Origin of the sequence: Enterococcus sp. DIV1767, assembly GCF_050542585.1 — a bacterium.
Lineage (GTDB): Bacteria > Bacillota > Bacilli > Lactobacillales > Enterococcaceae > Enterococcus_D > Enterococcus_D innesii.
The window spans coordinates 2,097,126-2,122,560 of record NZ_CP172936.1 but is presented as its reverse complement, the minus strand read 5'-3'; the positions used below and the strand labels follow the sequence as shown (position 1 = coordinate 2,122,560).

At 43.7% G+C, this 25,435-nt stretch carries 27 protein-coding genes; 16 read left to right on the top strand and 11 right to left on the bottom strand.

Going from position 1 to position 25,435, the window contains the following annotated elements; genetic code table 11:
• Positions 1-2: 2 nt before the first annotated feature.
• Complete coding sequence (locus IGI78_RS10220; RefSeq protein WP_005225694.1) at positions 3-728, bottom strand: alpha/beta fold hydrolase; 726 nt, start codon at positions 726-728, stop codon at positions 3-5.
• A 266-nt stretch (positions 729-994) separates the two neighbouring features.
• Here IGI78_RS10220 and IGI78_RS10215 point away from each other — a divergent pair, with 266 nt between their 5' ends.
• From IGI78_RS10215 to IGI78_RS10205, 3 genes are all read left to right on the top strand, one after another.
• The gene (locus tag IGI78_RS10215) at positions 995-2,020 is read left to right on the top strand and encodes an NAD(P)/FAD-dependent oxidoreductase (RefSeq protein WP_077454479.1); all 1,026 of its coding nucleotides are present in this window, start codon (positions 995-997) and stop codon (positions 2,018-2,020) included.
• Between the two features lie 200 nt (positions 2,021-2,220).
• Positions 2,221-3,096, top strand: a complete 876-nt coding sequence (locus IGI78_RS10210) for a cation diffusion facilitator family transporter (RefSeq protein WP_201705910.1) — start codon at positions 2,221-2,223, stop codon at positions 3,094-3,096.
• Between the two features lie 131 nt (positions 3,097-3,227).
• Positions 3,228-3,398: a hypothetical protein gene (locus IGI78_RS10205; protein ID WP_005225698.1), complete on the top strand. Its 171-nt coding sequence runs from the start codon at positions 3,228-3,230 to the stop codon at positions 3,396-3,398.
• A 117-nt stretch (positions 3,399-3,515) separates the two neighbouring features.
• Here the strand turns inward: IGI78_RS10205 and IGI78_RS10200 are convergent, their stop codons facing one another.
• Positions 3,516-3,779 carry a hypothetical protein gene (locus tag IGI78_RS10200; protein ID WP_086294998.1) on the bottom strand — a complete coding sequence of 88 codons (264 nt, stop codon included), beginning with the start codon at positions 3,777-3,779 and terminating at the stop codon, positions 3,516-3,518.
• 168 nt (positions 3,780-3,947) lie between these two features.
• Here IGI78_RS10200 and IGI78_RS10195 point away from each other — a divergent pair, with 168 nt between their 5' ends.
• The 8 genes from IGI78_RS10195 to IGI78_RS10160 all read left to right on the top strand — a co-directional run bounded on the left by IGI78_RS10195 (position 3,948) and on the right by IGI78_RS10160 (position 11,376).
• Positions 3,948-4,433 (top strand): GNAT family N-acetyltransferase, encoded by a 486-nt coding sequence (locus tag IGI78_RS10195; protein WP_081118012.1) that lies wholly within the window; start codon positions 3,948-3,950, stop codon positions 4,431-4,433.
• 302 nt (positions 4,434-4,735) lie between these two features.
• Positions 4,736-6,034 carry a PTS sugar transporter subunit IIC gene (locus tag IGI78_RS10190; protein ID WP_430617991.1) on the top strand — a complete coding sequence of 433 codons (1,299 nt, stop codon included), beginning with the start codon at positions 4,736-4,738 and terminating at the stop codon, positions 6,032-6,034.
• A 27-nt stretch (positions 6,035-6,061) separates the two neighbouring features.
• A complete protein-coding gene (locus IGI78_RS10185) occupies positions 6,062-6,313 on the top strand; it encodes a hypothetical protein (protein WP_430617990.1) in 252 nt (83 codons plus the stop codon).
• Position 6,314: 1 nt separating this feature from the next.
• Positions 6,315-7,409, top strand: coding sequence for a DUF871 domain-containing protein (locus tag IGI78_RS10180; protein ID WP_074535646.1), 1,095 nt, complete (start codon positions 6,315-6,317; stop codon positions 7,407-7,409).
• A 4-nt stretch (positions 7,410-7,413) separates the two neighbouring features.
• On the top strand, positions 7,414-8,526 hold the full coding sequence (locus tag IGI78_RS10175; protein ID WP_430617989.1) for an amidohydrolase/deacetylase family metallohydrolase: 1,113 nt from the start codon (positions 7,414-7,416) through the stop codon (positions 8,524-8,526).
• A complete protein-coding gene (locus IGI78_RS10170; RefSeq protein WP_142424374.1) occupies positions 8,510-9,616 on the top strand; it encodes a DgaE family pyridoxal phosphate-dependent ammonia lyase in 1,107 nt (368 codons plus the stop codon). Before IGI78_RS10175 ends, IGI78_RS10170 begins: the two co-directional genes overlap by 17 nt.
• On the top strand, positions 9,613-10,362 hold the full coding sequence (gene dagF / locus IGI78_RS10165) for a 2-dehydro-3-deoxy-phosphogluconate aldolase (protein WP_200124811.1): 750 nt from the start codon (positions 9,613-9,615) through the stop codon (positions 10,360-10,362). The genes IGI78_RS10170 and dagF overlap by 4 nt, the downstream gene beginning before the upstream one ends.
• 9 nt (positions 10,363-10,371) lie before the next feature.
• Entirely contained in the window at positions 10,372-11,376 is a 1,005-nt protein-coding gene (locus IGI78_RS10160) for a sugar kinase (protein WP_430617988.1), read from the top strand.
• 77 nt (positions 11,377-11,453) lie between these two features.
• Here IGI78_RS10160 and IGI78_RS10155 read toward each other — a convergent pair whose 3' ends face one another.
• From IGI78_RS10155 to IGI78_RS10120, 8 genes are all read right to left on the bottom strand, one after another.
• Positions 11,454-12,032, bottom strand: a complete 579-nt coding sequence (locus IGI78_RS10155; RefSeq protein ID WP_430617987.1) for a TMEM175 family protein — start codon at positions 12,030-12,032, stop codon at positions 11,454-11,456.
• 99 nt (positions 12,033-12,131) lie between these two features.
• On the bottom strand, positions 12,132-12,692 hold the full coding sequence (locus tag IGI78_RS10150) for a TetR/AcrR family transcriptional regulator (RefSeq protein WP_010747950.1): 561 nt from the start codon (positions 12,690-12,692) through the stop codon (positions 12,132-12,134).
• Positions 12,693-12,694: 2 nt separating this feature from the next.
• Positions 12,695-13,618, bottom strand: a complete 924-nt coding sequence (locus tag IGI78_RS10145) for a phytoene/squalene synthase family protein (RefSeq protein ID WP_430617986.1) — start codon at positions 13,616-13,618, stop codon at positions 12,695-12,697.
• Positions 13,608-15,095, bottom strand: coding sequence for a phytoene desaturase family protein (locus IGI78_RS10140; RefSeq protein ID WP_005235239.1), 1,488 nt, complete (start codon positions 15,093-15,095; stop codon positions 13,608-13,610). Before IGI78_RS10140 ends, IGI78_RS10145 begins: the two co-directional genes overlap by 11 nt.
• Positions 15,092-15,808 (bottom strand): ABC transporter ATP-binding protein, encoded by a 717-nt coding sequence (locus IGI78_RS10135; RefSeq protein WP_005225713.1) that lies wholly within the window; start codon positions 15,806-15,808, stop codon positions 15,092-15,094. Before IGI78_RS10135 ends, IGI78_RS10140 begins: the two co-directional genes overlap by 4 nt.
• A gap of 11 nt (positions 15,809-15,819) precedes the next feature.
• Entirely contained in the window at positions 15,820-16,884 is a 1,065-nt protein-coding gene (locus IGI78_RS10130; protein WP_005235249.1) for an ABC transporter permease, read from the bottom strand.
• Positions 16,885-17,196: 312 nt separating this feature from the next.
• Positions 17,197-17,856: an HD domain-containing protein gene (locus IGI78_RS10125; protein WP_430617985.1), complete on the bottom strand. Its 660-nt coding sequence runs from the start codon at positions 17,854-17,856 to the stop codon at positions 17,197-17,199.
• Positions 17,846-18,769, bottom strand: a complete 924-nt coding sequence (locus IGI78_RS10120; RefSeq protein WP_430617984.1) for a dihydrodipicolinate synthase family protein — start codon at positions 18,767-18,769, stop codon at positions 17,846-17,848. Before IGI78_RS10120 ends, IGI78_RS10125 begins: the two co-directional genes overlap by 11 nt.
• Before the next feature lie 336 nt (positions 18,770-19,105).
• Between IGI78_RS10120 and IGI78_RS10115 the strand changes: the two genes are divergently transcribed.
• Genes IGI78_RS10115 through IGI78_RS10105 form a run of 3 tightly spaced genes read left to right on the top strand, consistent with a single transcriptional unit; the run spans position 19,106 to position 23,318 of the window.
• A complete protein-coding gene (locus IGI78_RS10115) occupies positions 19,106-20,938 on the top strand; it encodes a beta-glucoside-specific PTS transporter subunit IIABC (RefSeq protein ID WP_430617983.1) in 1,833 nt (610 codons plus the stop codon).
• Between the two features lie 47 nt (positions 20,939-20,985).
• On the top strand, positions 20,986-22,449 hold the full coding sequence (locus tag IGI78_RS10110; protein WP_430617982.1) for a glycoside hydrolase family 1 protein: 1,464 nt from the start codon (positions 20,986-20,988) through the stop codon (positions 22,447-22,449).
• Positions 22,450-22,469: 20 nt separating this feature from the next.
• A complete protein-coding gene (locus IGI78_RS10105) occupies positions 22,470-23,318 on the top strand; it encodes a PRD domain-containing protein (protein WP_077454460.1) in 849 nt (282 codons plus the stop codon).
• A gap of 67 nt (positions 23,319-23,385) precedes the next feature.
• Here the strand turns inward: IGI78_RS10105 and IGI78_RS10100 are convergent, their stop codons facing one another.
• A complete protein-coding gene (locus tag IGI78_RS10100; protein WP_430617981.1) occupies positions 23,386-23,751 on the bottom strand; it encodes an HIT family protein in 366 nt (121 codons plus the stop codon).
• A 209-nt stretch (positions 23,752-23,960) separates the two neighbouring features.
• On the opposite strand from IGI78_RS10100, the gene IGI78_RS10095 reads away from it, so the two are divergent.
• Together IGI78_RS10095 and IGI78_RS10090 are read left to right on the top strand one after the other, a co-directional pair.
• Positions 23,961-24,941, top strand: coding sequence for an aldo/keto reductase (locus tag IGI78_RS10095; protein ID WP_430617980.1), 981 nt, complete (start codon positions 23,961-23,963; stop codon positions 24,939-24,941).
• Between the two features lie 75 nt (positions 24,942-25,016).
• Complete coding sequence (locus tag IGI78_RS10090; RefSeq protein WP_096741333.1) at positions 25,017-25,421, top strand: MerR family transcriptional regulator; 405 nt, start codon at positions 25,017-25,019, stop codon at positions 25,419-25,421.
• Positions 25,422-25,435 lie beyond the last annotated feature (14 nt).

Below are 25,435 nucleotides of genomic sequence, written 5' to 3'. Positions count from 1 at the left end.
AGTTATTCACCGACCTTTTCTAAAAAAGATAATACTTTCGTATTAAATACTTCTGGATTCTTTCGTGCAAAACTATGTCCTTGTCCTTTGACGACGATAAAATTGGACTGAGGAATACTGTTTGCAATATAAAATGAATGGGAGAGCTTGATCGAATCACGTTTGCCAACCAAGATCAATGTCGGCACACTGAGGTGATTCAAATCGGCGGTGGAGAGACCGATTGGACGAAACAACAATCCCAAAATAGGCAGAAAGCCCCGCATGCCTTTGGAGAATGGAGAACAAAGCCAAACGATCAGATATTGCAAAACACTGCCGATTCGAGAAAAGAGCCGCACACCTCGCGGTTCCGTGTTGCCAGAGTTTAAAATCATGCAGCTGACATGCTCTGGGTAGAGATGGCAAAAGACCATCGCCAGATTGGCACCATCGCTAAATCCTAGTAAGGCGATTTTCGTTAGCTTTTCTTGCTGAATGATTGCTAAGAGATCTGTTGCCATTTTAAAAAAATCGATTTTCTTCTGCGTATTGGTGGATTTGCCATGTCCTCGACTATCGATTAAATACAGTTGATGTTTTTGACGCAAAGCGTCGACCTGCTTTGAAAAATAGGCACTGCTGCCACCATTTCCGTGCAGTAAAAAAAGTGGGCGTCCTGAACCGGTTTTCTCGTAATAGAGGACAGACCCGTCCGGTAAAGGCGCGTAACATTTTTCAACTTCCATTTTTTCACCTACTTTCTAAGAGTATACCTTGAAGTCAGGGTCTATCACAAACATATCACTAGATAAAATGAGAAAAAATAACAATCTGCTCATCTTTTTTTTACCATAAGTTCAGGAAAAGGCTTTTTTCTTTACAATGTAAAGAAAAATAATCGGCTAAGTTAATTAATTTGTTTTCAGAAAATTCTTTACAAACCCGGTTACGTTGTCTATAATCGAACTAACTAATTGAGAATGATTTTCATTTACGAAAGAGAGGCTAGCCAATGACCACTATAGCAGATGTTCTGATTATCGGAGGAGGGCCTACGGGGCTCTATGCAAGTTTTTATGCCGGATTACGTGATCTATCGGTCGTATTGTTTGAAGCACAAGCCGAATTAGGCGGGAAGATCAATTTTTATCCTGAAAAAATGGTCTGGGATGTGGGTGCATTGCCGCCAACCAAGGGGAAGAAAGTCAAAGAACACTTGATTGAACAGGCTAAGTTGTTTGATCCAACGATCTATCTGAAAACGAAAATCATCGAATTGACCAAGGAAGACAACCTTTTTTATGCAGTGGATGACCAAGGGAGGACTCATGTTGGACGCACCATTTTAGTTTGTATTGGCGGCGGTGTCGTCTCTCCGCAAAAATTGCCATGTTTCATCCATAATAATGTCGACAACTATATCCACTATCAGTTTCCTGACCAGCAAGCGATCCAAGGCAAACATCTAGTGATCTCTGGCGGCGGCGATGCGGCGGTGGATTATGCGATCGAAGCAGTGTCTTATGGTGCCAAAGTCACGTTGTGCTATCGAGGGGAAAAACTGAAAGCCCATGAAGCACAAGTAAAGAAGATGAAAGCAGAAGGGATTCAAGTGCTGATGAATCACACCATCGATGGGGTGAATCAAGCAGAAACCTTCAATATGGTTCTACGACTAAAAAACAGTGCCAACCATGAAACGATCGATTTTTTATGCGATCATTTACTGATCCAACACGGGTATGACCGGGACAGTGGCTTGTTAGATAAAGTTTCCTTTGATCTTGCACGCCATGAAGATTTTTATTTGAACTGTGAGATTCCAACAAAAACCAGTCATCCCGGTGTGTTTGCAGCTGGTGACATCCATTATTTCAAAGGCAAAGTGAATCTTTTGGCGGGTGCCTTTCAAGATGCTGCGCAAGCAGTCAATCAGATCAAACATTATTTAGAGCCGACCAGTGTCCCACAGGCGATGGTTTCTTCCCACAATGAGAAATTCAGTGAAAGAAATCGTCAGTTGTTGGTGAATGAGTAGCCATGCTTCTTTGTGAATGAAAAAGTAGAAAAAGCAGGAGTCCAGTATGAGTCCTGCTTTTTTGGTGTCCTCAGAACAGAAATTCGTTTCACTAGAAGTGAATGTTTGCCGCTCCTAAAAAATAAAATCTCTCAAATAAATGATGCAATGGATGAAAATTTCAGCTATTATTTTCAAGTTGACTAATTGGAGGGGATGACATGAATCAAACAAGATATGCAGAATTAAAGCAAGCAGAAAGAGGCGCTATCTTAAGTATCGTTGCCTATATTTTTGTTTCCATCGCCAAACTTGCCATCGGTCGTTTGGCAAATTCTGAAGGATTATGGGCAGATGGATTAAACAATGCGACGGATATCGTGGCATCTATTGCTGTCTTGATCGGTTTACGTTTGGCACAAAAACCAGCAGACGAAGACCATAAATATGGACACTGGAAAGCAGAAAATGTGGCGAGTCTCGTAACATCCTTGATTATGCTGGCGGTCGGTCTGCAGGTTTTATGGTCCTCCATTCAAACAATTCTACTCGGTGAAACGCAAAGTCCCGATATGATCGCGGCAGTCGTCGGTATCATTTCAGCTATTTTGATGTATGGCATGTATTACTACAATAAGCGATTATCTGCTCGCGTAAAAAGCTCCGCTTTGCTAGCAGCTGCTAAAGACAACCGCAGCGATGCGTGGACGAGTATTGGAACGGCAATCGCTATTTTTGCCGCCTCATTTGGTATCGGTTGGTTAGACAGTTTGACTGCGATCGTGGTAGCTCTTTTGATTATCAAAACCGCCGTCGATATTTTTCGTGAGAGTGCCTTTTCACTTTCTGATGGGTTTGATGAATCGTTAGTCGTGGAGTATGAAGCGGCAATCGCTGGTTTTTCTGAAGTGAAATCTGTCAAATCGATTCGAGGAAGAATGTATGGCGCCAATGTTTTTCTCGATGTCGTCGTGACGATGGACAAATCTTTGACGGTTGAAAAGAGTCATAAAGTGGCAGATGCTATTGAAGATCTCTTAGCTGATCGTTTTCAGGTGTTTGATACTGACATCCACATTGAGCCTGCTACCGAATAAATTTTTTGGGAAAACCTTGATAGGACAAGGATGTAAACCACCCGTTTCCTATTTGTAAACTGAAAAGTTCTTACGGAACCTGCTGATTCATGGCAAACTAGAGGTAACAAAGGAAGAAAGTAGGGAGCCTTATGAATAATAAACAGGTAGTAGAAAATGAATTAGTTATTTCTTTAGATAAAATGGATGAAACAGAAATGATGGCACTTTGCCAACAATATATTGCGGCTATCGATGATAGCCAAGTCCTCTTCGCTCTACTGAAAAAAGTTCAAGCCTCTAAAGCAGCAGTAAGCAAATAAAAAATAAACCGGCATCTTATGCATTGATGTTCCTCTCAGCAAAAGCTAAAGGAGTGTTGATCAACAGGAAAAGATGCCGGTTATTTTTTTTATTTGTTTGAGTCTTTTTAAAAACTTTTAAAGGACGTTTAATAGTGCGATTAACCCATAGACGATCAAAGAAGCTATTCCTAAAGGAACAATGCGTCGGAATATAATCTCTTTCAAACGCTTGCCTGCTTGTCGCTCTTTTTCATAGTTAGGATCATGAGCGTGCGCTTTAAATTGCTGAGGAGAACGAGAGAAAATCAAGCCATTAGTCATCGATAAAACCCAGCCAATCAGCGCCATAAAGAAAGAAACAAAAATGATTGCCAGTAAAAGTAGTTGTAAGAGTTGCATCGTGTTGCTACCTCCTTTTCGTAGCCATTTTTTCACTTCTAGTTTACCATCTTTTGAGACTTTTAGGGGTCTTTATTCAACGTGCCCTTTCTTTTTTTGCTTCTTCCCTTATAATAGAGATATTTATAAACGAGTTTTTGTTTCGTGCAGGAGAAAGAAGGGGTTCTTATGGCAATCACACAAAAAATCATTCAATCACCAGAAGATTTCCAAACGTTGGATCGTTTGATCAAAGAAATCTGGCCAGAAGTGTTTACACCAATCATTGGTTCGGATCAAGTCGCGTATATGCTGGCTCATTACCAATCACCAGCAGCGATTCAAAAGGAAGTCCAACAAGGAGCAGTTTATCTTTTACTAATGGAAGGTGACCAAGCAGTGGGGTATACAGCGTATGAAGAAACGCCGCAGCAGCTTTATTTAAGTAAATTGTATCTCCACCAATCCACTAGAGGCAAAGGCTATGCCAGCCAAGTCTTTGATTGGTATGAGGAGATCGCCTCAGGCAAAACGCTGCATTTAAACGTCAACAAACAAAACCAGCAAGCAATCGCTGTTTATGAGCATCGCGGCTTTCAACGCGTTTCTGAACGTAGCGTTGCAATTGGTTCGGGATTTGTGATGGATGATTTTATTTATGAGAAGAAAGTCTAATTAAGTAGAAAATTCATTTGATAAACTAAAAAACATTAAATGAATCAAGAATACTATTTTTGATTTTAATATCGAGCCTATTGGAAAACATTGCCAATAGGTTTTTTGTATCTAGCTAATTCAAAAATCCTTTATCAACACAAAAAAATAGTTGTATACTGTGTAAATTTACGTTTAGTAAATGTTATTTTGAGTTATTAAAAATAGTTTCATCTATTCGTAAAAAACATATTTACTCAAAGGAAGCTCTGTGCTATTATCCTTGTATAAACATTATAATGTTATAAACTAAGGAGGCAATTATGAAAGGGTTTGTAGAATTTATTGAACAGAAATTGATGCCGATTGCAAATAAAGTGGGGATGCAACGGCACATGGTAGCGATTCGCAAGGGGATCATCGCTACTTTACCTTTAACGATCGTTGGGTCGTTCTTCACGATCTTACTGAATTTTCCCATCGAATCAGTCGCTGCGGTGATCGAACCGTATCGGGAAGTTTTGGATATTCCCTTTCGTTATACAGTCGGATTACTGGCATTGTATGCAACGTATGGGATTGCTTCATCTCTAGCCAAAAGCTACAAGCTGGATTCATTGACTGCGGGTATCTTAGCAACGATGTCCTTTCTTGTAACCGCTGCACCACCGTTGCGAGTCTTTGATTCTGTGGAAGGCATCATTGATGCCGGGCGTTATATCAATGTGGCCAACCTAGGCTCCGGCTCTCTGTTTGGTGCGATCGTTACGGCGATCTTGTCCGTTGAAATCTATCGTTTCTTTATCGTAAAAAACATTACTATCAAAATGCCAGATGGTGTGCCGCCAGAAGTGACAAATTCATTTATGGCATTGATTCCCGGTGGAGCGATCTTAATTTTGTTCTGGGTGATCCGTCATATGCTCGGTTTTGATATCAATGGCTTTTTAAGTAACTTGTTGATGCCGTTAAAAGACGTGCTAGCGGGTAACAGCTTGTTTGGTGGTTTATTGACTGTCTTCTTGATCTGTTTCTTCTGGGTACTGGGGATTCATGGACCAGCCATCATGGGTCCTGTTATTCGTCCATTTTGGGATATTTCCATCGCTGAAAATATGGAAGCCTTCCAAGTATCTGGCAATGCGCATGAATTGCCTAATATTTTTACAGAACAATTTTTACAATGGTTCGTGTGGATCGGTGGAGCCGGTACGACCTTAGCGTTGGTCGTTTTGTTCTTCTTCTCCAAATCAAAATACTTGAAACAATTGGGCCGTTTGTCCATCTTGCCAGGTCTATTCAATATTAATGAACCAGTGATTTTCGGTGCACCGATCGTAATGAACCCAATCTTAGGCATTCCTTTCTTGGTGGCACCGTTGATTACGACAACGATTTCTTACTTCGCGACCATTACGGGCGTCGTACCGATGATGGCTGCCAGACTTGGGTTTGCCATTCCAGCACCAATCGCCGCCTGGATGAGTACGGACTGGAGTATCGCAGCAGCGATTTTAGTGATCGTCAACTTCTTTATCACACTCGCAATCTACTACCCATTCTTTAAAGTCTTTGAGAGACAGCAGATTGCCCGCGAACAAGAAGAAGAAACAGCTGTTTAAGCAAGACAAAAAAAGTGAGGTGCAAACATGGGGATTTATGCCATTTGTTTATTTTTTGGTTGTCAAATTTGGTTAACAAAATCAGCACAAGGGAAAAAAATTCAAGAAGTGCCGTTTTGGCGAATGCTTTTGTTCGGGATTCTTGGCGTTGCTGCAGCGATCCTACTGAGCCGTCAGTTTCCGTGGGGACCATTTTTGATGATGACGGCGACGATTGTTTGCAGTTCGCTTTTACTGACACGTTTTACTGCTTTTTACGAAGAAATGAGGATGAGATAAGTTGAAAAGACAACTAGGAGTATCGGTGTATCCCGATCACAGTGATTTTGAAACAGACAAAGCCTATCTGCAATTAGCCCATGATTATGGCTTTAGCCGCATTTTTATGAGTATGTTGGAAGTGAGTGACGGCAAAGAAAACGTGCAGAAAAAATTTAAAGCGTTGATTGATTTTGCCAAAGGATTAGGCTATGAAACGATTTTAGACGTGGCACCAGCCATCTTTTCTGAACTAGGCATCTCCTATGATGACTTGACCTTTTTCCATGAACTAGGAGCCGATGGGATTCGTTTAGATTTAGGTTTTGACGGCAATAAAGAAGCGATGTTGACCTACAATCCCTTTGGATTAGCTGTTGAATTGAATATGAGCAATGATGTAGCGTATTTAGACAATATTTTGACTTATCAAGCCAACATTCCTTACTTATACGGCTGCCACAATTTCTATCCACAAGAAGGGACTGCCTTGCCTTATGATTTCTTTGAAAAATGTAGTCGCCGCTTCAAGGAAAAAGGCATTCGAACGGCCGCATTTATCTCTTCTCAAACGGGAACGATCGGACCTTGGGATATCAATGATGGCTTACCGACCTTAGAAATGCACCGAAGAATGCCTGTAGAAACTGCCGCAAAGCATTTGTTTGCCACAGGTTTGATTGACGATGTCATTATCGGCAATGCTTATGCTTCTGAAGCAGAACTGGCGGCACTAGGAGCGATTGATCGCTACCAGACGGCATTTGCGATTGAATTTGTACCTGAAATCAATGAAGTTGAACGCCAAATCGCTCTGGACGAGCAGCATTACCGTCGAGGCGACATCACGGACCGGATGATCCGTTCCACAGAAGTTCGTAAAAAGTATAAGAACCATGACAATCCTGTCCATGACCACGAAGGCGTCTTTCAACGAGGGGATGTTGTGATCGGCAATGATCGTTTTGGCAAGTACAAAAACGAGCTGCAAGTAGTGCTGGAGCCCCACTCTGATCCACGAAAAAATAAAATCGGTTCGATCGTCGAACAAGAGTTAGTTCTGCTGCCGTTTATCCATCCTTGGTCGAAATTCACTTTCACAGAGAGGAAGGTGTAATGAGATGTTTGATTTGATTATTCGTCAAGCCCGCACGATCAATGAAGAAGTATTTGATATTGGGATTCAAGACGGCAAAATCACTGCTTTGGCACCAACGTTGCAGGAGCAGGCAAAACAAGAGCTGATCTTAGCAGAAGGAGAGTTCTTGTCAGCTGGTTGGATCGATGACCATGTCCATTGTTTCGAGGAAATGACGCTCTATTATGATTATCCAGACGAGATCGGTGTCAAACAAGGTGTCACGACCGTTATCGATGCGGGGACGACTGGCGCCGAAAATATCCATCGGTTTTATGATTTAGCCAAAGAAGCCAAAACCAATGTCTTTGCTTTAGTCAATATTTCCAAATGGGGGATCGTAGAGCAGGATGAACTTGCGGATCTGTCAAAAGTCAAAAAAGAATTGGTCAAAGAAGCGCTGCAGAAGTTTCCTGACTTTATCGTCGGAATCAAAGCCCGAATGAGCAAAACGGTGATCGGCGAAAATGGCATCACACCGTTGAAATTAGCCAAAGCGATCCAGGCTGAAAATCAACCGCTGCCTCTGATGGTCCATATTGGGTCAGCACCACCGAATTTAGCAGAGATTCTCGCTGAATTGGAAGCAGGAGATGTGGTGACCCATTGCTTTAACGGCAAAGCCAATGGGATTTTGGATCAGACGCACCAAACCATCAAGCCTTTCGTCTTTGCTGCCTATGAAAAAGGCTTGGTCTTTGATATTGGTCATGGGACAGACAGTTTCAATTTTGATGTGGCGGAGACGGCTTTTGCCAATCAGCTGAAGGCTTCTTCCATTAGTACGGATATTTACATCCGCAATCGTACCAATGGACCAGTCTTTGATTTAGCGACGACTATGGAAAAATTAGCGGTCGTAGGGTATGATTGGCGTGAGATCATCGAGAAGGTGACCAGTGCCCCTGCGAAGCAATTTCATTTACAGAACAAAGGCGAGATCGCATTGGGGTATGATGCTGATTTTACGATTTTCCGCTTTGAAGCGGGCGAAAAGGAATTGACGGATTCTAACGGCAATCGCCGAATCACGACACAACAGATCGTGCCGCAAAAAGCGGTGATAGGAGGGGAACTTTTTGACACTGAATATTGAAGAATTAGACTTGAAAGAAGTCATCAATGCTTCTGGCAAAATGACGATTCTAGGTGTCTCGAAAGTCAGCGAAAGCGTACTTGCAGCCCAGCGCTATGGCGGGGAACATTTCTTTGAAATGGCAGATCTAGCAGAAAAAACCGGTGCCTATTTGGCAAAATTGTTGAAAACGGAAGATGCACAGATCGTTTCTTCTGCTTCAGCGGGGATCGCCCAATCAGTGGCGGCGCTCATCGGTCAAGGCGACAGCTATCATTTGTACCACCCTTACAGTGAGAAAATCAGTAAACGGGAGATCATTTTGCCCAAAGGCCACAACGTAGATTATGGCACACCAGTGGAAGTGATGGTGACACAAGGTGGTGGGAAGGTCGTGGAAGCAGGTTATGCCAATATGTGTACTCCCGAGCACATTGAACAGATGATCACGCCCGAAACGGCGGCGATCCTCTACATAAAGAGTCATCACACCGTTCAAAAAAGTATGTTGACAGTAGCAGAAACGGCCCAAGTTGCCAAGGCACACGATCTTCCATTGATCGTTGATGCGGCTGCTGAGGAAGATTTGTTTGCCTATACCCAAGCCGGTGCTGATTTAGTGATCTATTCAGGTGCGAAAGCACTGTCAGGACCAAGTGCTGGCTTAGTGATCGGCAAGCAGCCCTATGTCTCTTGGGTACGCCTGCAATCCAAAGGGATAGGTCGAGCAATGAAAATCGGCAAAGACAATATTCTCGGATTTACCCAAGCCGTGACGGATTATCTAGCGGAGGGAACAGAATCTGGGGCTTCGATGCAAGAGCGTCTGCAACCATTTATTGCGGCAATCAATGAAATCACTGGTTTCGAAGCAAAAATCGTTCAGGACAGCGCCGGCAGAGATATTTATCGGGCCAGTGTCAAAGTGAAAGAACCAAGTGCCAAAGCAGTGATCGACGCGCTAAAAGCGGGAGAACCAGCGATTTATACCCGTGAATACCAAGCCAATAACGGCATTATTGAATTTGATATCCGTGCAGTCAATGAACAAGAAATGGCAGTGATCACCGATCGCTTACAAGAAATTATGTTAGGAGCAACCCAAAAATGAAAACTTCACCCAATTATTTCGCTGACCGTGTCTGTCTAAATGTGTTAGCAAACTCCATCGAAAATGCGAAAGCTTGTTATGAAGCAGCAGAGGGCAACATCGTCCTAGGTGTTTTATCAAAAAACTATGCTAGCGATGAAGCAGCCATCGCTGACATGAAAAATTATCAAGCGGCAACAAATAATGCCCTTTCTGTAGGGCTTGGTGCTGGCGACCCCAATCAAAGTGAAATGGTCTCCCGAATTTCCGCTGTTCTACAGCCACAGCATGTTAACCAAGTATTCACGGGGGCGGGGACTTCACGAGCTTTGTTAGGACAATCTGAAACGATCGTCAATGCCCTTGTTTCACCAACCGGAAAAGTCGGCTATGTCAATATTGCTACTGGACCATTGAGTTCACAAACCCCAGCTGCAGAAGTCCCAGTCGAAACAGCGATCGCTTTATTAAAAGACATGGGGGCTAGTTCTATCAAGTATTTTCCAATGAAAGGGTTGGCTCATAAAGCAGAGTATCAAGCAGTAGCAGAGGCTTGTGCTGCGAATGATTTTTATTTGGAACCGACCGGCGGCATCGATTTAGAAAACTTTGAAGAAATCTTGCAGATCGCTGTTGATGCAGGCGTGAAAAAAATCATTCCCCATATTTACAGCTCGATCATCGATGGCGAAACAGGGGACACACGCCCTGAAGATGTACAGACATTAGCAGAAATGACGAAAAAAGTACTGGCAGCAGCCAAATAGGGGGGATCAATGATGCGGATCGGTGCTTACGGTGAGGTAATGATGCGGTTGACGCCACCAGAATATCGAACATTGGAACAGACCCACTCTTTGCGGATGGATTTTACAGGAACAGGGGTCAATCTGTTAGGCAATTTGGCGCATTTCGGCTTGACCACCTCGATGCTGACACAAGTGCCAGCCAACCGATTAGGAGATACGGCAAAAGCCAGCTTGCGTTCCTATGGGATTCAAACGGCATTTGTTGGCAAAAAATATAGTCATATCGGCAGTTATTTCGCCGAGATCGGCTACGGCGCTCGTCCGACCTATGTGACGTATCAAAATCGCCATCATAGTTCCTTTGGCGTTTCAGGTCCAGAAGAATATGCCATCGATGGTTTTTTAGAAACGGTCGATCTCATTCATATTTGCGGGATCTCACTTAGTTTGACTGAGAAAACTTGGCAAACAGCTTTGGCTTTGGCTAAACAGGCCCATGTCAAGCAGATTCGCGTCTGCTTTGATTTCAACTTTCGTCCAAGCTTGAATAAAGATTTAAATCGGGAGGTACTGAAACAACGGTATGAAACGATTCTACCCTATTGTGACCTAGTTTTCGGCTCTGTCCGTGACTTGGAGGAGCTATTGGCTTATCCCTTAGAGGAAACCGAAGGCGCCGAGCTTGCGTTGATCCAATCCTTTATTGACCAGTATCAACTAGAATGGTTCTGCGGGACACGACGTCTAGCCGTGGAAGACAAGCAGTTTATCAGCGGAAGGATCATTACGGCGCAGGATGCCTACGAAACGGCACCGCAGCTGCTGCAAGTATTGGATCGGATCGGGGCAGGAGATGCCTATGCTGCTGGCGTATTATTAGGCTATGCCGAAAAATGGTCACTCCAACGCACCGCTGATTTTGCAATCACGAATGCTGTATTGGCTCATACGATGCTGGGAGATGTCCCCTTAACCACCAAAGAACAAGTGGAACAAGTCTTACAGGCACCTGGGAAAGACTTGATTCGCTAGAAAAAACACTTGCGTCCTTCTCTTGATGGATGGCTGCTTTTGCGCAATCATTCATCAAGAGAAGGACGCAAGTGTTTTTATTGTTTTAAAAAGGTTTCTACTTTTTTCTCAGGGATCACCCACAGCAATAGCACGAGACTATCCAGTGTGATGATAAATAGGGGATGGATCACCCAGCCGAGGAGCAATGCCAGCACGTTGATAAACAACGTAAAGTAGAGTTTCTTGTATCCGCGAAACAGTTCTACGATGGCTTGATTGTCAGGATTGGCACGAACCAAGGATTTTCCAACTAGGAAATAGCTGAAATCCGTCAATAAAATGACAGCCCCATATAGCAGCTGTGGGGCAAGAGCGACTGGATAACGACTGACCCATGACGTTACAAAAGGAAAGAGGGTCAGTGCCAGAATCAACAAATGATTCGCCCACAAGGTCCAACCGTCGATTTTAGACACTACTTGAAATAGATGATGGTGATTGTTCCAGTAGATCGCTAACATCACAAAGCTGATCAAATAAATAACAAATTGCTGTTCCACTCCTAAAAAAGAAGCAAAGGTATCGCCTTCGGGCTGGTGCAATTCCAATACTAATAAGGTCATTACGATCGCAATGACCGCATCGGTAAAGGCTTCGATTCGATTTTTTGACATGTACATCCATCCTTTTAAGTTTCTGTTTACTGGATCAGTGTACGCGATTGTCAGAAATTCGTCGAATGATTATTCTCGGGACAAAAGCCAACGTTCCAGCTATTTCGCAATTGGCCCATTGCCTAGTGCACCGAATAAAAACAAATCGATCGCTTCTGGCATCTTGTCTTCTTTTTCTGGTGAGTCCAAATGAGCCGCCATCAGTACTAACAACTGACTGGTGACAAATTCTGGGTCGACATCCGAACGGAGATTGGAATCACTGCGACGAAACAAGTCAAGAAACGGTTCTTTGTAATTTTTCCGCCAAAGCAAGTACAGTTTTTTAGAAGTGTCCTCAGAAACGGTATGCTGAATGTCGTGCATCATCATATAAAAATTGATGCGATGCCGACTTCTTAAAAAAAGAAACATGTTTAAGATTTTTTCAGAGATAGTCAGTGAAGTATCTTCAACGGTCTGATTTAGCTTTCCAGAAACCTCTTGTGCCAAAGAGACCATCACTTCATAATAGATGGCTTCTTTGCCTTTGAAGTGATAATAAAGATTGGGTTGGGTAATGCCGACGGCTTCTGCGATCTGTCTAGTAGAAGTTGCTTGATACCCCTGCTGCATAAACAGGTTTTCTGCAACTCGTAATATTTTTTCCCGCAAGTTCAAAGTCAGCCCTCCCAACGTTCCTGACGAAGCATTTTTTTCGCGGTGAACAAAAGTTGGATTTTCCGTTGTTTCGGTACCGCTGTTTTTTCAGCAAATACTTGATAGTTGTTTTTGCGAATCACAGTCAAGATTTCCCGATAGATCAAAGCAGCTGCTAATAGAGCTTCACGGCAATCTTCATCGATTTGCGGCATCATGACAAAAGATTCTTGATAAAGCGTCTCTGCCAGTTGCGCCTCGTGTTCCCACATCTCGATAAACCGCTGGTTTTGATTGCCAGAGGCTAATGCTTCTCGCGAAAGGTTGAATTGCGCCAAGACCGTTTGCGGCAAATAGATGCGGCCCATCCGTAGATCCTCGCCAATATCACGTAAAATATTGGTGCGCTGCATCGCTTCACCCAATTTGATGGCGGGTTCTTGAATCGCAGCGGCTGCTTGCGAGAGAATCGGCAAGAGCATCAGACCCACACTGCCAGCTACGTAGTAACTATAGTCAGAAAGCTCTTTTTCAGAGGTGGGCTGCTGGAAGTCAAGGTCTTGTTTTTGCCCCACCAATAGGTCGAAAAAGGGTTGAAATTGCAGATCAAACTGTTGGAAAGAAAGGGTCAATGCCCGCCAAATGGCTTCATCAGGATCTTCTTCCTTGACGGCTTGCGGCAAGTCGATCGTATCGTCTGATACTTGTTTTTGCATTTCTTCCAAGCGTTTTTTCATGGCTTCGATCAACAAAGGGTCTTGCTTTTCATCGACGGCATCATCGGCACGTCGGCAAAAGGCGTAGACGGCATAGACGGCGCGTGCTTTGTCTTTTGGCAATTGAGAAAAGGCGGTATGAAAGTTTTTTGAATGCTTTTTTATGATGGCCTCACAGTATAAAAAATCGTTGTCGTATTCATCAAAGACGCTTAATGATTTAACGGTCATCTTTTAACAACTCCTCCACAGCTAACTTGGCACTTTGCATCACGATTGGCACACCCGCTCCCGGATGCGTACTGCTGCCGCAGAAGTATAAACCTTCTGCATAATCAAATTTATTATGGGGACGATAGTAATTGCTTTGCGCCAAGGTTGGTTTCAACCCAAATGTCGCACCATTGTAGGCATTGAACCGGTCATTGAACGTATCTGGCGTATACATTTTTTCATACACGATGTGTTCATCGATATCCGTAAAGATCGTTTTTTCTTTTAATAATCCAATGATCTGCTGGCGGTAGCTTTGGATCGTTTCATCCGTCCATTGATCAAATTTAGATAATTCAGGCACTGGGACTAAAACATAAAGACCTTCTTGACCATCAGGTGCTAAGGAAGCATCTTTCAGAGTTGGACGATACAAGTAGAAGGAAGGATCTTCTGGCAGTTTGCCAGCTTCGAAAAGATCGTCTACATTGCGTTTGAAATCATTGGCAAAATAAATGCTGTGGAGTGCGCTATCTTCATATTTTTTGTCCAGTCCTAAATAAAGCAAGAAACAAGAGCAAGAGTAATCCATCGAAGCGATTTTTTGATTGGTGTATTTGCCGCGTTTTGATTCATCAGGAATCAAGCTTTCCATGGCATAAGGAAAATCAGCCGCACAAATCACGGCATCTGCGGTGATCGTTTCTCCATTGACACGAACGCCTTTGGTTTGCTTGTTTTCGATCAATAATTCATCGATTGGGGTATTGTAATGGATCGTTCCGCCTAATTCTTGGAACAAACGTGCCATCCCAGTGGCTAGCGTATACATGCCGCCTTTGATGAAATAGACCCCATACATCAACTCGATCATGGGAATGATCGTATAAAGGGACGGCCCTTGGTAAGGGGAGACACCGATATACAAGGTTTGAAACGCCAATGATTTTCGCAGGCGATCATCTTTGACAAATTTAGAAATAGAAGAGTAGGCGTCACTAAACGTCCGCAGCTTTAACCCTGCCCATAAGGATTTGGGATTGTAAAAGTCTCGCCATGTCCGAAACGACTTGGTGATGAAGGACTCTTTGGCGATCACATAGCGTTTGTAAATATCTGCTAAAAAAGCAAAATAGCCTTGAGCATCTTCTTCCGAGATCGCTTCGAGGGTTTTGGTCAATTCTACTAAGTCATTTGAGAAGGTCAGCGGTTCGTCTTGGGCAAAATACAGCTGTAGCATCGGATCGACTTTCTCCATAGGAATATAGTCATTCGGATCAACGCCAGCAAATTCAAACACTTCACGATAAATTTCCGGCATCATCACGATAGTGGGGCCCACATCAAAGGTAAAGCCGTTTTCCTTGATCTGATTCATTTTGCCCCCAGGTTGCCCTTCTTTTTCGTAGAGGGTGACGTCATAGCCAAGTTTTTGCAAACGGACAGCAGCAGCTAATCCTGACACGCCCGCACCGACAACAATAATTTTTTTCATGCTTGCTCCTTCTGCGAATCATCTGATTCGGCTTCTTTTTTCGTGTGTTCTTTTTCTTCTAAAACGCCATCTTTCATGACGAGAACCCGATCACAATAATCTGTTAAACGGGTATCATGGGTCACCATAATGGTGGCTTTTTGTTTTTCTTTGGTTTCTTTTGCCAAGATTTTGACGACTTCGACGGCTTTTTTTGAATCAAGACTCGCCGTTGGTTCATCTGCCAATATGATGGTGGGATCATGATAGAGCGCTCGGGCAATAGCCACACGCTGTCTTTCACCACCAGAAAGTTCATCGGGGTATTTGTTCTGCAGCTTTTCGATCCCAAGTTGTTCAAACAATTCAGTTGCTGATTGCTCTTGGGTTTCTTTGCTGACCTTATCCACTAATTGGAGTTGCTTTTTGACCGTCAAAAAAGGGACAAGGTTGGAAGCTTGTAAAATAAAGCCGATCTTTTTGAAACGAGTTTTTGCCCGTTGCTTTTCTTTTTGTTTACTGAAGGGTTCGTCATTGATAAACACTTCGCCTTCAGAGGGGGCTTGCAGACCACCGGCGATCGTTAGAAAGGTACTTTTCCCAGAGCCAGAAGGACCGATGATGGCGACAAATTCGCCTTTTTCTACCGAAAAGTTGGTTTCTTTCAAGGCTTCAATTGTCGCGTCTCCATCTTTAAATGATTTTTTGACTTGTTTGAATTCAATGGCACTCATGTTTTTTCCTCCTATCCGATTGCTTTCAATGGGTCGATTTTTACAATCGTTCGCACCGAGAAGAAAGCACCTAGCATCGCGATCAGAATCATCATGACACTGATACTAGCAAAGAATAATAGATTGATTTGGAATGGCACTGCCGCAGGTAACACGAGGGCGGTACCGATCGTTGCCAAACCACCGATCAAAACACCCGAGGTTGCTAATAAGAACGTTTGGGCAATCACCGAAAAAGCAATGTAGCGGCTAGAGATCCCTTGAGCTTTCATGACACCAAAAATTTCTGATTTTTGCATCGTTAGCACATAGATAAAAATACCGATAACGATGGCAGCGATCACGATCAAGAACCCGATCATAAAGCCAAAGGTCAGCACTTGCGCGTTGTAACCAGGCAATTCATTAATAAATTTGCTGATATCCGTAGCGACCAGATCATCTGGCACTTCTTTGATTTTGCCACGAGTCACGATCGCGTTGATACGGGCATTTTCAGAATCATCTTCTTTTTCAAAACGAATTTCTTGATAGGCACCGATCGAGGTGTAGAGGACCGGAGCGACACTGAAGCGGGCGTTATCTGTAAAACCGACAATTTTTAATTTTTTGTCACTGCCTGCTAATTTGATGGTGTCACCAATGGAAATCCCGTATTCTTCCTCAATACTGCTGTCGGCGACCGCTTCATCATCTGAAGCAAACATCTCGCCATCGGTAATATTTGGTGCTAAAAATTGATCTGGATCAATGCCGAAAAAGGTGACATCGACTTTTTCACCGTTGTCTTCTTTGGTCACAACTCCAGCGGTTTGCGCCAAAACTGCTTTTTCTGGTGCATCGACTTCATCATAAAGACTGCGAGGAAGCATCGACATGTTTAAATTATCATTTGCTTCTTCGGTCAACAAAATTTGATCTGCCTCCCATTTGTCGACCGCCATCCGATTATCTTGAGCCAACCCATAAGCTAACCCAGTTAAAAAAAAGACCAAATAGGCGATTAAAAACATGACCCCTGTGACTAGGGCGTAACGCAATTTGGAATGGCGTATTTCATTGATTGCCAAAAACATAACGATTCCTCCTACTATTTTATCACTTGATAAAATAAAAATACCATTTTTTTTATTTTCAGCAAACTATCTTGCTTACAAAGAGTAAATTCGGTGAAAAAAGGAAGGTTATGTAGAAGGAGCGTCTTTTGAATAGAAGGAAACCAGTTGCTGCCCCCTGATTTCAATAGGCGCGTAGGAGCAGCGAAGGAGCGGGGGACTATAGTGAAAAAAGAACTAGAATAACAGTAAAAGCCCTCTGATTCAGTGCAGACACAACTGCGGCGCTGAATCAGAGGGTTCCTATTTGAAGTCTGGTGCTGGATCAAAGTGTCAATCGTCAGTTTCTTTGCTTGTAGCGATAACTAACGGCACGATTTTTTCAAAGGAGTGACGGAAGCTTTCAGGTTGTGCTAATTTTTGATAGATGAACGCCAAACCGTCTTGGTTTTTGCGATAATCCAACCAAACCTTCAGCTCACTTTGAGGACCGTATTTCTTTGAAATGTACTGATACGCTTCATGATGCAATTGCTCTAAATCTGTGAGCTGTTTTTTCTCATAAGCAAAAAGCAAGGTTCGCTTGAGGATTCGCTCAAAATCTAAGTCGCGATCGGCTTCGGAAATAATTTTGCCATAAAGCGAGCGCGGCTCATAGGGAAGCGAGGCGCGATGATCTTCTACAGCTTCACCGATCATTGAAATGACTGAAGGAGAGAAAAAGCGTGGCAACACGGCATCTTGTTCAACGATCTTGCGAGAATTGCTTTCGTGGTTTTTGCGGCCATAGAGCAAGCCGATATCATGGTAGGCAGCTACCGTATAGACGATATTCAGGTCAACAGGCAATGTTTCAGCAATCTCAAAACTATTTTGGATCACTTGGTGGACGTGGGCTGGGGAGTGACTGCTATCCAATTGGTTGTATTGCGGGATGATGGAGCTTTCAATATGGTGCTTTAGTTGTGGATCAATCGGTGGATCAATTTTCATTTGTCTGGTTCTCCTGCCTTTCTTGTGCTAGATGAGGGGGAATTGAGCCAGTGCCAAACCGATCAATTGTTTCTAGACCTAGCGGCTGACGACAAAAGCCAAAGGGCTGTCCATCAATGGTGATTTGCTGCTTGAGCCACGGAAGGTAACTGATGGTATTGGTTGGATCGCCAGCAGCTGCTTGTTCCATTTTCTGCCATTCATTCGACGTAGAAATCGTTGCATCACCTTTCAATAAGCCCTGCCATATCACCTGGATTTCCTTGGGACAAAGGTTTCCTGCCATTGATGACAGCCCGTTAAACCCTAGTGCGACCTTTTCCGCCAAGTCCGCTTCACCACCAGCATAAAAACGAAAATCGGCAGCCGTCTTTGTTTTTAGTTGAGGCACTCGCTCCTTCCTGCCAGCTTCTTTTAAGCCGATCACCCGAGGGTCAGCGATCAAGGTCAAGAGGCTTTCTGCAGATAAATCAAAGCCCGTACGGCGGGGATTGTTATATAAAATAACTGGTTTTTCGCAAGTATGGATCAATCCCTGAGCATAGAGCACAGCTTCCTTTTGGGTCAGGCAAAGATAAGGGGGAAAGCCTAAAACCACACCATCGATTCGGGGATTTTTGCTAATTGCTTCTGCCAACGCGAGCGTTTCATGAAATACGATGCCAGCTAAACCGAAGAGGACTTCAAAATCGGCTGCCCAGCTGGTTTCTTGCGCTAAGGCATGTAGAAGCTGTTTTTTTTCTGTTAAGGTCAATGAGTGCTGTTCACCGGTGGAGCCGCACACCAAAACCGATTTGATCCCTTGCTTTTGCAGTTGCAAGATATGAGCGATCGTCCTTTTCGTGTCAAGTCTTTCTACATGATCAAATGCTGTGGGGACGGCAACATGCAGTGAGTGATTCAATGGCGTCATTCGATTCATCCTTTCTTGTGATACGTTTAGCCAGCGATGTTCTTCTTGCTTCTGGTGCAAGCCAAGGAAGACGAAACAACTGATTATCCATTAAGTGTAGCAAACTTCTCGTTTCAGCAAAAGGCTTAGCAAAATATTTTTAAAACGGTGGTTGCGTTTTCAAAAAAAGCATGGTATTATGCAAGTAATAAAACAGGCATGTGACTGGTAATGCAGGCAGGACCTATAAAAAACATGGAAGGGATCGTTGGATTCCGTTCAATGTTTTTGTAGGTGCTGCCTGCTTTTTTCTTTGTTTGGCCAACAAAGGAAAACTAATTAAAGGAGAAGAAAATTATGAATGTAAAAGAAACGGCAACTGCCATCGTTGAGTTGATTGGCGGAAAAGAAAATATCGCACATTTGGAACATTGCTCCACACGCTTGCGCTTTACCTTAAAAGACAATAGCCTCGTACAAAAAGATTCCTTGGAAAAAGTCGCTGGCGTGATTGGGGTGCGACAAAATGTCCAATGCCAAGTCATCATCGGCAATGATGTCGTCGAAGTGTATGATGAGGTGATGAACGTGTTAGGTCATGAGCTAACAGCGGATGGAGGAAGTGAAGGCAAACAAAAACAATCGTGGGGGGCGGTCCTGCTTGATTTTATTATCTCGATTTTTCAACCGTTGATTCCAGCGGTCGCTGGTGGGGGCGTCTTGAAATCCTTACTATTACTTGCTTCTGTCACTGGATTGATGGACAATACGAGCCAGACGTATCAAATTTTGAATCTGATCGGTGGCGCACCATTGTATTTCTTACCGATTTTAGTGGCGATCACCACGGCAAATAAATTAAAGGTCAACCAATTGGTGGCGGTTTCCGCTGTCGGTGCCTTGATTTTGCCTGAACTAACGACACTATTGACAGATGGCGCATCCTTCATGGGCTTCGGTTTACAAAATATCGCCTATGCGTCACAAGTATTTCCAGCAATTTTAACGGTTTTATTTTACGCTCAAATTGAAAAGCTGTTTACCCGAATCTCACCAAAACCGATCCGTATCTTCTTTGTTCCGATGATGAGCTTAGTTATTACGGTTCCAGTTGCTTTATTGATTTTAGGCCCATTAGGCTTTGAAGTCGGAACGATTTTCTCAGCAGCGATCATTTGGCTGTATGCCCATTTAGGTTGGGTGGCAACAGGGATCTTAGCCGCTGTTTTACCATTGATGGTGGTTACCGGTATGCACAAAGCCATGATTCCTTATGCTGTTTCGTCCATGAGTGAGATGGGGGCAGAACTGTTATACTTGCCTGCCTCATTGGCACATAACATCGCAGAAGCCGGTGCTTGTTTTGCGGTGAGTGTTCGAACCAAAGACCAAAAACTTCGTTCAACCGCTGTTTCTGCAGGTATCTCCGCCCTTTTTGGGATCACTGAGCCTGCTTTGTATGGGGTGACGATCCTGCATAAACGAGTCCTTTACGGCGTAATGGCTTCCAGCTTAGTTGGTGGTGCAGTGGCGGGGTTGTTTGCCATCAAGGCCTTCGCATTAGTTGGCCCTGGTCTAGCAAGTATCACTATGTTCGTGGATGAAGCCAACCCGATGAATCTTGTGTGGGCTTTGGTCACGTTAGGGGTATCCTTTGCTGTTTCCTTTGTCCTTGTCCTTTTCTTATTCAAAGACAAAGTGGTAGAAAATAAGACGACTGTTGCCGATCCGAAAGCCGAAGTATTGAGTAAACCAGTAGAAGGCCAAGTGGTAGCTTTATCTGAAGTCAATGATGAAGTCTTTTCAAGCGGTATGATCGGAGAAGGTTTCGGGATCATCCCGACGTCTGGCGAATTGATCGCACCAGAAGATGGCGAGATCACGATGTTGTTTGAAACCAACCATGCGATCGGGTTAAAAACCCGTAATGGCGCAGAATTGCTCTTTCATATCGGCTTGGATACCGTTCAATTAGAAGGCAAACACTTTACCCCTTATGTAAAAGCGGGGGATCAAGTGAAACAAGGGCAACCCCTGATCCAATTTGATCTAGATGCCATCAAAGCAGCTGGTTTTGATCCAATCGTGATCTGTGTGGTCACCAATCAAGAAAACTTTACGGTCAAAACGATCGAATCAACCGATGATCAAAGCGGCCATGGTGTCCTATCGATCGCACCGCTCGTCTAAACAAATCAGCAATGCAACAAAAACAATGTAAAAAGGAGATTGAACAAATGACTAAAACAACTTTTCCAAAGGACTTCTTATGGGGCGGCGCTATCGCCGCAAATCAAGTAGAAGGAGGTTGGAATCTTGGCGGCAAAGGTTTGTCGGTGGCAGATGTAGCGACTTACAAACCGCATGTCGACGTGAAAAACTATGCAGCACACATGAGTGTGACTGTTGATGCCGTCAAAGAAGCAATGGCGGATCAAACGGATACCATTTATCCAAAGCGCCGAGGGATCGATTTCTATCATCGCTATCCAGAAGATTTGGCTTTGTTTGCGGAAATGGGCTTTAAAGTACTGCGCCTGTCGATTGCGTGGACCCGCTTGTTCCCAACCGGGGAAGAAACGACACCTAATCCAGAAGGGATCGCTTTTTACCGCAATGTCTTCCAAGAAATGCAGCGCTTGGGGATCAAACCGATCGTAACGTTGTCTCACTATGAGATGCCGCTAGCGCTGAGCTTGAAGTACAATGGCTGGGTGGAACGCAAAGTGATCGATGACTTTGTCCGCTTTGCGACCGTCTGTTTTGAAGAATTCGGGGAATACGTGGAGTACTGGTTGACCTTTAACGAAATCGACAGTATCCATCGTCATCCCTTTACGACAGCAGGCCTCATTCCTGAGCAATCAGAAGCTGGCAAGGAAGAGCAAGATGTGTATCAAGCCCTTCATCATCAATTTGTGGCCAGTTCATTAGTGACCAAAATCGCCCATGAGATAAATCCTGACAACAAAGTCGGCTGTATGATCACGAAGTTGATGACCTATCCATTGACTTGTGACCCACTGGATGTTGAATTGACCTTAAAGAAAAACTTAGAAAATGATTTCTATGCAGACGTTCAAGTCAAAGGTGCTTATCCGCGAATGATTGAAAAAGATCTGGAAAAGCGCGGCATCAAGATTGAAATGGCACCAGAAGACCGCCAAATCTTAAAAGATCACACCGTTGATTTTCTCTCCTTTAGCTATTATATGTCTATGGCTGAATCAGGTGATCCAAATGCCGAACGGACGCCAGGTAATACAGTTTTAGGAGTAAAAAATCCCAAGCTGCCATCCACTGAATGGGGCTGGCAGATCGATCCTAAAGGCTTGAAAATCTCCTTGCTTTCATTGTATGATCGGTATCAAGTGCCATTGATGATCGTTGAAAATGGCATGGGGGCCATTGACATCCTCGAAGATGGGCATGTGCATGATCCGTATCGGGTCGATTATTTCAAGGCACATTTCAAACAAATGAAGGAAGCCATCGATGAAGGGGTCGATTTGATTGGTTATACTTCATGGGCACCGATCGATCTGGTCAGTGCGGGGACGTCACAAGTGACGAAACGTTATGGCTTCATTTATGTGGATGCCGATGATGAAGGTAATGGCAGTTATGACCGTTTGAAAAAAGATTCCTTCGACTGGTACAAAGAAGTGATCGCCACCAATGGCGCAAATTTGGCAGAATAAACAGTGAGGAGCGAGAGTGCATGATTTACATCAAGAAAGTCTTAAATTCAAGTGTCGTACTTGTTGATAAGGAAGGCCAAGAAATGATTGCACTTGGGAAAGGGATCGGCTATGGAAAGAAAGTCGGCGACAGCATAGCCGATACCCAGATCGATCAAGTTTTTCTGCCAATCGATGAAAAAAAATCGGGTCAGTTTGCCGATTTGGTGGATGAGATTCCGTTGTACTATTTTGAAATGACCAAAGAAATCGTTCAGCTAGCGCAAAAAATGCTGCCTTATCCGCTAAATTCAACGATTTACCTCACCTTATCGGATCACTTGCACTTTGCTGTAGAACGTCAGCAAAAAGGCTTGAGTGTGACGAATCGGCTCTATTGGGAAATCAAGAATTACTATACGGAGGAATTTCGAGCCGCCGAACAGGCACTACGCTTGTTGAAAGAGCAGTATCAAATTGATCTGCCGGAAGAAGAAGCCTCCAATATCGCGTTTCATTTGATCAATGCCCAGTCGAACACCGAGGAAAATCAAGATGGGCTGAAAAAAGCCAAATTGATCGGGTTGATCGTCAATATGGTGCGCTACTCGATCCAGCAAGACGTCAACACCAATTCGATCCATTACAATCGTTTTATTACCCACGTGCGTTTCTTCGTTGACCGGTTCTTTTTGGATGGTCTGCTGCAAGAAGAAGATGAAGGACTATACCGTCAAATGTGGGCTCTTTATCCAAATGCTATGGAGATCGCGACAAAAGTCAAAGCCTATATCGACAAAGAATATCAAACGAAGATCCCTGTCAATGAAATCGTCTATCTAGGCGTTCATATCAATCGGTTGATGAACCATTCAGCGATCAATTCCTAAGCGTCCTCATTTTTAACAAATACAAACAAGCCGTTTCCCTTTGCTGGAAGAAACGGCTTGTTTGTATTTAGTAGGCTTGCTTGTCAGGAATCACGCCTCGAACGCCGCCTTTTGGTTCCTCCACGTCGCCTTGGTAGCGTGGGATCAAATGACAATGGCAATGAAAGACCGTCTGTCCGGCAGCCTCCCCGCAATTGAAGCCGATGTTGAAGCCGTCTGGTCGATAGGTTTCCAACAAATAGGCTTTGCCTTCCTGCAACAAAGCCTGCAAGTCTTGTAATTCCTCTTGGGTGAGGGCAAAATAATCCCTGCGATGCGCTTTGGGGATCAATAGCAGGTGTCCAGGGGTGACGGGGTATTTATCAGCGATCGCATAAAAGCGTTCGTTTTCAATGATCGCATGTTTTGAGGCAGTACAAAAAATACAAGTCAAAATCTTCCGCTCCTTTTTTATCAGCTAGATAGCGTATCGATACTTGGTTTTAGTTTACCAAAAGCTGATTTAAAAGAATACACAATGCTAATGAAATGGCATTTTGGATCATTTGCGAGTAAAATAAAAAAAGTTTATAGACTCGCTTGACTTAGAGTGCACTTCAACCTGTATGCTTAGTGTAACTTAAAAAACAGGAGGACGTACAAATGGACTATGTAAAATTTGGCAATACAGGACTAGATGTGTCACCTTTGTGTTTAGGGACAATGGGATTTGGCGATCCCAACAGCGGGTTTCATGAGTGGGTCTTAGAAGAAGACGATAGTCGTGAAGTCATCAAAAAAGCCTTGGATCTAGGCATCAACTTTTTTGATACGGCAAATGTTTATTCTTATGGAGCGAGCGAAGAAATCGTCGGTCGAGCATTGAATGATTTTGCGCCCCGGGATGAGATCGTGGTTGCCACAAAACTGTATTCAAAAATGAAGCAACGGCCTAACAGTGGAGGCTTATCCCGAAAAGCGATTTTTTATCAAGTCGAGCAAAGCTTAAAACGCATGCAAATGGACTACATTGATTTGTATATCATCCATCGTTGGGATTACCACACACCAATTGAAGAAACCATGAAGGCACTACATGATTTGGTGGTTTCTGGAAAAGTACGCTATATTGGTGCATCTGCGATGTACGCTTGGCAATTTGCCAAAGCACAAGCAGTCGCTGAAAAAAATGGCTGGACCAAATTTGTTTCGATGCAAAATCACTTGAACTTGCTTTATCGAGAAGAAGAGCGAGAAATGATGCCCTTGTGTGCCGATCAAAAAATTGCCGTGACGCCGTATAGCCCATTGGCAGCCGGACGTTTAACAAGAGATTGGGGTGCAGAGACTAAGCGGTACTTAACGGATAAAACCGCCAATCAAAAGTACGACAAAACGATGGAACAAGACCGGGAGATCGTGGCGCGGGTCGCACAAATTGCTGACAAACACCAAAGCAAACGGGCGCAAATCGCCTTGGCTTGGTTATTACAAAAAGAACAAGTGGTCGCACCAATTATTGGCGCAACAAAAGAAAGCCACTTATTGGATGCATTACCAGCCCTTGACTTGAAGCTGACAGCCGAAGAGATTGCGTATTTGGAAGAACCTTACTTGCCTCATGCAGTGGTAGGGGCGGTATAACGAGTAACAAAAGGGCTTCTGGCTCGTAGCATACAAAACGATCTAGGAAAAAATGCAAAACAAGGAAGTGAAGCCATGAATATCAAAAAAGTCAGTGAACTGAGCGGTGTCTCGGCTGATACCATCCGTTACTATGAAAAAATTGGGCTGATTCCGCCGGTCAAACGCAATAAAAACGGTGTTCGTGAATTTGATGATGACGACTTAAAGTGGATAACGTTTGCAAGGCAAATGCGCAATGCTGGATTATCGATTGAGGGTCTAAGTCATTACCTGGCTTTATTTGAAGAAGGACGAGAGACGGTTCCTGAACGAAAGCAGCTCCTAGCAGACCAAATAGCGGTACTGAGGGAGAAAATCTCTGATATGACGGAAGCTGTCGAGCGCTTAGAATACAAACTTGAACATTATGATGAGCATGTTTTACCGACAGAAGAACGATTGCGTCAACGAAAAGCCAATTTAGTCACTAAGTCTTAATGACTGAATTCGCT